The organism is Meiothermus sp. (assembly GCF_025056915.1).
Classification (GTDB): Bacteria; Deinococcota; Deinococci; order Deinococcales; family Thermaceae; genus Meiothermus.
The window spans coordinates 21620-32085 of record NZ_JANWVH010000030.1 but is presented as its reverse complement, the minus strand read 5'-3'; the positions used below and the strand labels follow the sequence as shown (position 1 = coordinate 32085).

Below are 10466 nucleotides of genomic sequence, written 5' to 3'. Positions count from 1 at the left end.
CAAGGCTTACTACCAGCTCCACCGGGCTTTTCGCAGGTAATCACGTCCTTCATCGGCTTAGGTGCCAGGGCATCCTCCGTGTGCCCGTTCTATCTTGACCTTTATTCCCTCCCCAGGGTCGCCCCTGAAGAATCAGGTCTATTCACACCCACCCTAAACCTCCCCATCGTTCGCACAATGGAGCGTCCAGGATGGACTTCCTTCCCCTCTCTTCTACCCCTTTGTCATGATCCTCGCACCCGCTGCCTCGCAGGGCGCAACGAAGAGAGTACCGAATACTCCAAAATCTGTCAACACCTCTGAGCAACAGAAAAACGCAGGAGGTTTAGGGCCTCCTGCGCGGATAGGGGATGGGTTACTCCCCCAACACGGCCTTAAGCTGAGGCATTTGTTTGAGCACCAGATAACGTATGACACCCGTTCCACCGGTGCCACGCAGCATGAGCACCAGTGAAGTTTTGTCGCTGATGCGGTTGACCATCAGGGTTTTGCCAAGATACTCCAGAACCAGGCTTTGTATAGAAGAGAGGTGGTATTTTTCGCCCATGACGCTCGAGATGGAGAGCATGGTGTGCAGGTAGGTGGCCAGCAGGTCGGGTTCGTCCATGCTCTGGCCCAGCCACGCCAGCAACTGACCTGCATTGCTCATCACCAGAACACTTTCAATCTCGGGCTTGTCTAAGAAGGGCCGCAGCGCTTCCACGAGTGCTGGCGGGTGGGCTGGCTCGAGAGCCGGGCTGGCGCTGGGTGGAACGGGCAAAGGAGCCGCCTGGGGCACGACAGCAGGTTCGGCCTGGCTGGCTGAAACCGCAGCGGGCGAGATATGCGTAGAGGCGGGTGAAACAGGGCTTGCGGCGGGAGCGGCTGTGAAAGCGGGTGCTACAGCCGGGCTGGGGGCTGGTGGTGGCTCGCTGAGAGCAGGGCTGGCCAGTTTGGCCGCGTTGAGGGCCCGCTCGATTTTGGGGAAGAGGTCGTCGGGGGTGAAGGGTTTGGAGACCACATCGAAAGCCCCCGCCTGTTGGGCTTGCGCCACCACGCCCTCGTTGATGATGCCCGAAATCAGAATGACCGGCACGGCCTTGGTAGACTCGCGCATTTTGAGCATCTGGCAGAGCTCAAAACCGCTCATGCCGGGCATGACCACATCGGCGATTATCAGTTGGGGTGTGTTGTGACTGACCGCCTCGAGGCCCTGTTCGGCAGACTCGCTGGTCGTGACGATCAGGCCACGGGAAGACAACAGCTTCTCCAGCACTTTTCGTACGCTGGTACTGTCGTCAACGACTAGAACCTTGGCTCCTTGCATAACTACCTCAATGGTAGAACTATAAGCAGTCTGACCGGGTGATGTGTAACCATTACCGTTGGGGGTTGGGTGACCGATTTATGCCATCCTTGCTTGAACACTCTACAAACTGCTGGAGCAGCGAGATACAGAGCTGAGGGTGGGAACCCCCACCCCCAAATGCGGATTCTTGAGAGTTGTTTGTACGCCTGAAGTTATCGCGCCCTTCACAGACGTGGCCGCCTGGTTGGGTGGCCACGGTTCTGTCCAGAGCAAAGCTTTCTCGAAGTCGAATAGCTCGTGCTAGGCCAAAAGCGCTTCAGTTGATGCCTTGCTGCCGGTGGTCCATCTCCACGGCCAGAGAAAGCAGGAGCTGATCGGTGCTTTTGCGAATCGTGACGGGCTCCAAAAAGAAATCGGCTTCGGTGAGGGGTTCGAAGTGAAAGCGGCCTTTTTGATGGCGCTCGGCCTGGAGCAACAGGTGCAGCACGGCGTCCTCACCGCTCTTTCCGGCGTATTCGGCGTGGATCAGCTGACCTTTAGAAAAGAGCCAACTGGCGCTGCCTCCTTCGATTTCGACGTGCAAGCGCCCGGTCTTGGCCGACTTGGCCAGCCACTGGGCCAGTTCAAACAAACTCATATCGCCCAGCTGCCCCTGGATGCCGTGCTGTGCGACCGGATTGGCGGGTTCGGAGATATAGGTCTTGCGGGTGAGTTCGAGAATCAGTTTATAGGCGCTGCGAACCACCTCGGCCACTGGCGTGTCGGGGGGCAGAATCAGGTCGAGGTCGCTGGTTTTGGGTGAAGCGGCATCGTCGAGCAGGACAAACGGCACCAAGGCGAGCTGGGGGTCGGAGCGCACCATGTCGTAGAACTCTGCGCCGCTCAGGTCGCTGAGTGAGGCGGTGCTGACGATTACATCGGGTCGGCTGCGCTCCAGGAGGGTCATGGCATAGAGGGCGCTGTCCTCAACCCGAACGTCAAACCCTGACAGGCTGAAACTGTCTTTGAGCGCGACACCTCGCTTGGGTTGACCGGTCAGGATCAGGGCTTTCATTCGCTATACTCCCTGCAAAAACTTGTCCAATTCTACCTCGTCGGCGGGCTTGGTTAGATAGGCATTTGCACCAAGCTCCACTGCCAGGTCGCGGTGTTTGGCGGAGGCGCGGGTGGTCAGCACGGCAATCGGCAGGTGCGAGAGTTTGGGACGGCGGCGCACTTCCTCCAGCAATTCGAAGCCCGACATCCGGGGCATCTCGAGGTCGGTAACCACCGCCTGGAAGGGTTGCTGTTCCAGGAGCTCGAGGGCTTCCTGGCCGTCTGCTGCGGTAACCACCTGGTATCCGGCCTTGCGCAGCATCTGCCCGACCACCTTGCGCACCGAAAGCGAGTCGTCCACCAGCAGTACCGGGAAGCGCTGGCTTCGGGGGGGTTCGATGCGGGTCTGGATGGGCAGGGCCGCATCCAGTGAAAGCAGGCCGCTCGGGCTCAGCACCAGGATGACCTCGCCGGTTGCCGAGACGGTGGCCCCCGTCAGGTGGGGCAGCTCCGAAAGGGGGGCGGCCAGCGGTTTGACCAGGGCTTGCTGCAACCCGATAAAGCGTTCGACGGCCAGCGCAACCGGCACCCCTCCCCGTCCTTCCACCACGGCCAGGGCATACTCCGGCTGGGCTACCGGTGGCAGGCCCAGGAGCGCGCTGAGCGGCTTGATGGGGATGCGGCTGCCCTCGTAGGCCACTTCCTGCTGGTCGGCGGGTGCGGTGAGCAGGGTCAGGAGGCTTTCGCGGGGAAGGGCAACCACCTGGCCCCCGGTCTGGAGCAATAGGATGTCCGAGACCACCAGATTTTGGGGGATGCGCAGGCGAATGGTGGTTCCCAGCCCAGGGCGGGTTTCCACAGCCAGGTCGCCGCGCAGGCGACGAATGGTAGCTGCCACGGCATCCATGCCCACCCCGCGCCCGGCCACATCCGAGACCACTTCGGCGGTAGAAAGGCCAGGGATGAAGATGAGCTGTACTGCGTCCTCAGGGCGCATGGCGGCAATCTGCTCTTGGGTTCGAAGCCCCTTCTCCACGGCTTTTTGCTTGACCGCCTCGAGGTTAATGCCCCGGCCATCGTCGCTGATTTCCAGGACCAGGATGTTGCGCTGCTGCTGGGTACGGATGGTCAGGGTGCCCTGGGCTGGCTTGCCATGGGCCAGGCGCTCCTCAGGGCTTTCCAGTCCGTGAATAACGGCGTTGTTGACCAGGTGAATGAGGGCTTCGGAAAGCCCGTCGAGCAGCACCGAGTCAATCTCGACCTGCTCGCCCTGGAACTTGATGTGAACCTGCTTATTCCCCGCGATTTGCTGGATCTGGCGGGTGAGGCGCTGGTAGAAGCGGCCGATGGGAATCAGGCGTGCACGGTTGACCTCGTTGCGCAGGTTCTGGGATAGCTTTTCGAACTGCTCGGTTTCCTGGCGGAAGGCTTTGATCTGTTCGCTGAGGCTGCTGCGAACCTCGGCCAGGTCGCTGGTCATTTCCTGGATGGAGCGGGCCAGGATGTTGAGGTCGTCGTAACGGTCGAACTCGAGCTCGGAGAAAAGCTCCTGAACCGTTTTGCCCAGGTTGCTGTGGGCCTGGGAGGGTTGGCTTTGCGTTTCCTGAACCAGCGAAAGGCGGGGGTTGAGGTAGCGGTTTTCAAAGTCGGTGGTGGTGCGCAGCAGCCGCTGGCGGGCTGTCTCCAGCAGGTGGTCCATCTCCTCGAAGCGCTGCGCCAAAAGCTCCAGGCGTGAGCGGGTGACCAGGGTCTCGCCGGCCAGGTTGAGCAGGGCGTCGAGGCGCTCGAGGCTGACCCGCACCGAGGCCGTGCTGCCCGGGCGGGCCCGCTGGGGCGAGGCAGGGGGCGTAGCGGGCGATGAGGGGGCCTGAGGAGCCGGGCTCACTGGGGCTTCCCGGCCCAGCATGCGCGCCAGGCGGCTTTGGAGCTCCAGGACTTGGCCGTCCAGGCTTTGAGCAGCCTGGGGGTCTTTGCCCTCTGCAACCACCACCATCTTGCCCAGCACCAAGGCGCCCTCGAGCATCACCTGGGCCATTTCGGAACCCCAGGGTTGGCGCCCCTCGCGCACTTCCACCATCAGGTCTTCGAGCTGGTGCGCCAGGGTGCCGATGGGTTTACAGCCCACCGAGTAGGCCGCGCCCTTGACCGTGTGCATGGCCCGGAAAAGGGCCCGCAGGTGTTCGCCGGTCTCGTCGCCGGACTGGAGACCAACCAGCGCGTTGCCCACATGGTCGAGGTTTTCCAGGGTTTCGGGAGCAAAAAACTCCCAGAACTCGGCGTTTTGCCGATAGAAATGCTGCAACTCCTCCACCAACCCCGTCTGGGGGCTGGCCGGTTGGGGCGTAGCTTCTTGGTTGGGTTCAGGGGCCTTGCGGACAAAGGCGCCTGGATTGAGGGCGGTGAGTTCGAGGATCAGATCGGCGGCACCCAGACGACCTAGCTCGAGGCCCACCCGGCCTTCCTGGCCGTGAATGGCGATGTTCTCAAGAGCCGTGATCAGCACTGCCGTGACCTGGCCCATGAACTCCACAACCTTGGCCCGTTGTGGGTCGGTGTAATGAGGGGCGGCCTCGAGAATTCGCTCGGCCAGCGCTCCCAGGTTGGATGTTTGCGGAAATCCGTACAGTCCCGCCGAACCCTTGAGCCGGTGCGCCATGACCACCAGAGGCTCGTGGCGCTCAATGGCCAGGAACTCGGCGGCCTGCTCGAAAACAGCCACGGTTTCCCAGGCTTCATCGAGGAAACTTTGCAGCAGATCGGGCATGGTTGGGGCGGACATGGGGTCTCCTATTCGGGCAGACGGAAACGACCCAGGTTTCGGGAAAGCTCCTGGGCCAGAGCGCGCATGGCCTCGGCGGACAGACGGCCTTCCTGGCTCTCGCTTCCGGTTTGTTGGGCGGTATGGGCAATTTTCTGCACCGCCTGGTCTACCCGCTCCACCACCGCTACCTGACTCTGGGCCAGGCCCGAGATTTCCTGGGCCAGGCTGGCCGATTGCGCGGCCAGTCTGGCAATCTCCTCGAGGCGACCCCCGGCCTGATGGGCCACCCCATAGCCGGTCTCCACCTCGCGTACCCCTTCCTGCACCTGCTCCACCACCCGGGCAATGTCGCTTTGCACCTGCTGCACCAGGTGGCTTACCCGGCTGGTCTCGCGGGCCGACTCTTCGGCCAGCTTTCGAATTTCATCGGCAATGATGGCAAAACGCCGACCTGCCGCCCCGGCCCCGGCGGCCTCGAAGGAAGCGTTCAGTGCGAGCAGGTTCGTTTGCGAGGCGAAGTCCTCGAGAATCCTGGTGATGTTCTCGATTTCGGCAGAACGTTGAGCCAGCACCGCGATATTTTCCGCGATGGCCTGCATTTCCCGGCGGATGTCGCTCATGCCGGAGAGGGTTTGGGTCACCGCCTGACGACCCTGCTGAGCCGAGGCCAGGGTTTGCTGCGCGGCCTGGGCCGTGAGGCCCGCACTTTCGGCCATCTGGCGGATGCTCGAGGTCACCACCCGGGTCTCTTGTTGTACCTGGCTCACCTCCTGGGCCTGCAATAGCGCCCCCTGGGCAATCGAAGCGGTGAGCTGGTCCATCTGGACTGCGCTTTGGTTGACCGATTCGGCGGCTCTTTTAACTTCCTTGAGCAGAAGGGCAATCTCCTCGACGGTAAGGTTGACTGCGTCCACCACGTTGCCCAGCACGTCGTTGCTCACCTCACCCCGCTTGGTCAGATCGCCCTGTGCAATTTCAGAAGCAACGTCCAGGAAGCGCCGTACGTTCTCCTGAAGACGCAGGCCGCGCTGGCGTTCTTCCTCTTGCTGCTCCATCAAGCTGCGGAGTGTAAGGATGGACTGGTTCAGGGTTTTTCCGACCAGGCCCAGCTCGTCGTTGGAGCGCAGATGAACCAGCGAAGAAAGATTGCCCTCACCCAGGCTCTCTGCGGTTTTGGTCAACTCGCGCACCGGGGCAAGAATGGAGTTCAGCACGCCCACAATCAGCCACAGCGCCAGAACCAGGGTCGAGACCACAATGAACAGGCTAAGCACCTGGTTGTTGACCAGTTGGCCCAGGCGCTGGTCCAGCACGGTGTTGAGCTGTGATAGACCGGCGCTGTTGACGGCAAAGTAAGCATCTATGGGCCGGCTCAGTTGCTCAAAGTAGAGGGTCGGCTCGAGGGTGAATTGCTTGCTCAAAACCTCCCGCCGGGTGAGATCGCTGGCCGATTCGGTGATGGCCCGGGCTGCGCTAACCCGCTCGCTAAGTGCATCACCGAGGCTGGGGTTGGTGGCCAGGGCACTCTGCACTGCTCGCTCCAAGGGAGCTGTGAGCGAGGCAATCTCACCCAGATTGGTGCCCCGACTGGCCAGAGAAGCCAGCAGGCCACTCAACCGCTTTTCCTGCTCAACCGAAAGAAGCTTGGTTTGCAGTGCGACGGTGCCAAGGCCCTGAATCTGGCTCAGCGCTTCGACCACAGGGGGTAGGCGATGAACAACGGTTTCTACAAGCCAGTAACTCTCCTTGGTTGGGTCGAGAAGCAGGTTGGAGTCGGAAGCAATTTTGCTGTTGAGGCCCAGAAGCTGCTGGATGAGTCGGGTGTGTTCGACAAAGCTGCGATCGGCGCTTTGGTTTACGGCCTGAAGCGTATTCCACCTGATTTCCAGAGCCTCGAGGTCTTCTGCCAGACCGAAGGGGTTGCCTTGGGCGAGGTTGATCTGCTGCAAGAGCAGCAGGCTGCGCTGGACTTCTTCGGCTTTTTTGCTCCGCTCAATGGCAAAATCGCGGTTGCCCGAAAGCACCGCCGCGCTCATGCCACGGTGTTCGGCCAGCGCCTTAATCAAGGCACTGCTCTGTTGAAGGAAAACCACCCCTTGCTTTTCGGTTCTTACAAAGTTAATGTCCCTGCGCTGCTCAAAAACAAGTGAGAACAGCAGGTAGAAAATAGGAACCAGCAGAGGGACGACCAGCAAGGCCAGCTTGTAGGGAATGCGGAGCCTGCCGAAGAAGCCGGTATTGGGGGCCTCGAGCGTCTCGGCATCAACCCGAACCTTTCGGCTCTGGGCGCCCAGAAGCCCGATTTGCTTGACTTCCACCTCTCGGAGATTGCGATGCAAAGCCATACAAAATCCCCTGCTTACGCTGGCAGTCGGAAGCGGGTAAGGCTCTGGCTCAACTGCTGGGCCAGAGCGCGCAGTTCCTCGGCGGTCTGGCGGCCTTTGCGGCTTTCCTCGTCGGTTTGGAGGGCTGTGTTGTAGATGTCCTGAACCATGCCGGTCACTTCCTCAACGCGGTGCACCTGCTCCTGGGCGGCCTGGGCTACAAAGCGTGCAGCTTCGGCGGACTGCTGGGCCAGGGCCGCAATCTGCTCGAGCTTGTGGCCAGCCTCGGTCGCAATGCGATAGCCTTGCTCCACCTCGCGGGTGCCGCCCTCCACCGAGATCACCACCCCTTGAATCTCGGTTTGAATCCCCTTGACCAGAAGGCTCACACGCTGGGCTGCGCGCGCCGAGTCCTCGGCCAGCTTGCGCACCTGGTCGGCCACCACCGCGAAGCGGGCCCCCGCCTCACCGGCGCCGGCGGCCTCGATGGCTGCGTTCAGCGCCAGAAGGTTGGTTTGCTTGGCGATGCGCGAAATGGTGTCCACCACCTCGGAAATTTCAAGGGAGCGGTCGGAAAGGCTCTTGATGCTCTTGGAGATGCTCTGCACCTCGCGGCGGATATTCTGCATGCCGCTCAAGGTGTTTTGCACCGCATCCTTTCCTTCCAGAGCGGCTTCTTTGGCCTGCATCACCAGGCCCGTACCCTGCATGATCTGGCCGGCCATGTCGCGAATACTCTCGGAAGCATCCAGGGCTTCGATTCGGGCCCTGGCCGAAAGCTCGGCCTGTGACTCGGCTTTCTCGAGCACGCTTCCCGAGCTCTGGGCCATCTGTGCGGCGCCCTGGTTGACCATCTCGGTAGCGGTTTGAACCTGCTTGAGAAGATAGGCAATTTCCTCTACCGTCAGGTTTACCGCGTCCACCACGTTGCCCAGCACGTCCTCAGTCACGCGTCCACGCTTGGTCAGGTCACCCTGGGCGATGTCCATGGCCACGTTCAGGAAGGCCCCGATGTTTTCCTGCAGTAGCTGGCTTTGGCGAAGCTGCTCGGCATCGGCCTCGGCTTTGGCCTTGAGTTGCAGCGTGGTCTCGTTGAAGGTGCGGGCCAACGAACCGAGCTCGTCCGACGATAGCACCGGCACCTGCACCCCCAGGTCGCCTTTGCGCAGACGCAGCGATGCGGCAAACAACTGACCTACCGGTTGGGTAATCGAGCGGGCCACCGCCCCGACCACGCCCAAGGCGAGAACCAGGGCCAGAGCGACCAGAGTAAAGGTGAGCGTTTGCTGCCGCTGCGTGTTGCTCCATTGCCTGGAGATGTTTTTGCTCAGGGCTTTGAGCGACTCCTGCCCCAAGCGGGTAATGTTGTTGTTGGTCTCAACAAAAGCACTGCTGTATTCGCTGGGACGCAAGACGGGACGAGCTGTGGCCAGGATTGCGTTGGTCACCATGGTGTTGATGAAACCGACCTCGGCGGATAGCTGTTCCATGGCCAGGGCTATGGCCTCGAGGTCGCGCGATTCCTGGAGCTTGGTTTGCGTCAGACTGTTCAAAATATTGTCGCTGATATTCGAGGCTTGCTTGAGCAGGTTGATGATTTGCTCGCGTTCGTATATGAGCGCCGATCCACGGGCGAGCACTTCCATGCCCAGGTAGCGGAGTTGCGCCAGCGTGTCGCGCAACTCTGGCAACTGACGCAGGGTGGTTTCCGTAAACAGGAAAACATCCGCATTCGTGCTCAACAGTACGCCGGACGACAGGCTGAGCTGCTCCAGGGTCTGGCGCAACCTTGCGATGAGCTGGTGGTGCATGTCAAAAACCGCTGCGTTGCCGGCGGCCAGACTCTTGTTTTTCATGCCGGCCCATTCTTGCTGAATCTCTTCAATGGCGCTTCGGAGCCCGAATCGGTTTCCCTGAGCCTCGTTGAGCTGAATGATCTGCTGAAAAGCCTTGTCTACCTCTTCGGCTTCCATGGCAAGGTCGTGCTTGGTGCCCAGGATCCTGTTGTCCAGGCTGTAGCGCTGGTGCTCACTGACCTGCTGAATCAGGTTGTAGAGGTTTTGTGCAAGCTGGAAGCCCAGAACCTGATTGAAAATGCGGTTGGACTGATTTTGCTCGAACAAATACAGGGTTGTCAGCGGTACGATGCCTGCGGTGGAGAAGGCAAGCATAATCAGCAGTAGTTTTTGCCAGATTTTAAGCGACCCCAGAAGACCGCCCGCTTGCATCAGCTGGGTCGGGGCCGCTGGGGTGGGGCGACGGCTGGGTCTCAGCGCGGTCTTGGGGGAGCGGCGGGTCATGCTTCAACCTCCTGAGCTCTGTCCGCAGGGGTCTCGAGCAGGGAGGTCAGGAACATGGGAAGCCCCACGACGGCCACCGCGAGCAACAAAAAAACGTTCAGGGAAATCAGGTTGCCCGTAGCCACCATGGTGTGCATGGCCTCGCTGCCGGTTTGGGAAAACCTGGCCGCCAGCATGGCGGTATAGTGCATGAACGGGATGGCCGAGCCGGTGATGATGGCGGTTATCAGATGGCGAAAGGGAACCCGATCAAAAACCGGGCTGGTGAGGGTCCAGATTCCAAAAGTACCCAGCACCACGGCCACCAGCACCGAGACGGCAACCATCGGTAGGTCGAAGCTGAGCGTTGCGTCGAGGCGCATGGCCATCATCCCTACGTAGTGCATGGTGCCGATGCCCGCGCCCAGAAAAAAGCCCGAGCCGAGTACCTCGGCCAGATTGACGGTGGTTTTACCGACCAACTTGAAGGCTGCGGCGGCCCCAAGAATGGCGAAGAACACCGAGACCAGGGTGAGAAGGGGATCGTAACCGACCATCATATCGAGCTGCAAGGCGGTCATGGCGATAAAGTGCATCGCCCAGACCCCCAACCCAAACGTGGCCGCACCGAGCCAGAGCCAGTTTCCACCCGCCGCCCCTTTCCGCAAACGGTTGATGACGGCCAGCGCGGCATAGGACGCGAAGATGGCGACCAGAAACGAGACCCCAACCAGGAAGGGGTCGTGGTGCATGGGCAGATGGGTTTGTTCCATTTGAGC

6 protein-coding genes and 1 rRNA gene are annotated in these 10466 nt (G+C 60.9%); all 7 read right to left on the bottom strand.

From position 1 onward, the window contains the following. Positions 1-100: ribosomal RNA gene (locus tag NZN28_RS06810) — 23S ribosomal RNA — on the bottom strand; the annotation flags it as partial. Positions 101-355: 255 nt separating this feature from the next. Then, positions 356-1306 carry a response regulator gene (locus tag NZN28_RS06805; RefSeq protein WP_295396491.1) on the bottom strand — a complete coding sequence of 317 codons (951 nt, stop codon included), beginning with the start codon at positions 1304-1306 and terminating at the stop codon, positions 356-358. A 298-nt stretch (positions 1307-1604) separates the two neighbouring features. Next, positions 1605-2342, bottom strand: a complete 738-nt coding sequence (locus NZN28_RS06800) for a DUF4388 domain-containing protein (RefSeq protein WP_295396490.1) — start codon at positions 2340-2342, stop codon at positions 1605-1607. 3 nt (positions 2343-2345) lie between these two features. Next, positions 2346-5102, bottom strand: coding sequence for a response regulator (locus NZN28_RS06795; RefSeq protein ID WP_295396489.1), 2757 nt, complete (start codon positions 5100-5102; stop codon positions 2346-2348). Between the two features lie 8 nt (positions 5103-5110). Then, complete coding sequence (locus tag NZN28_RS06790) at positions 5111-7429, bottom strand: methyl-accepting chemotaxis protein (protein ID WP_295396487.1); 2319 nt, start codon at positions 7427-7429, stop codon at positions 5111-5113. A gap of 14 nt (positions 7430-7443) precedes the next feature. Beyond that, entirely contained in the window at positions 7444-9708 is a 2265-nt protein-coding gene (locus tag NZN28_RS06785) for a methyl-accepting chemotaxis protein (RefSeq protein WP_295396485.1), read from the bottom strand. Continuing rightward, positions 9705-10460: an MHYT domain-containing protein gene (locus NZN28_RS06780; RefSeq protein ID WP_295396483.1), complete on the bottom strand. Its 756-nt coding sequence runs from the start codon at positions 10458-10460 to the stop codon at positions 9705-9707. The genes NZN28_RS06785 and NZN28_RS06780 overlap by 4 nt, the downstream gene beginning before the upstream one ends. Positions 10461-10466 lie beyond the last annotated feature (6 nt).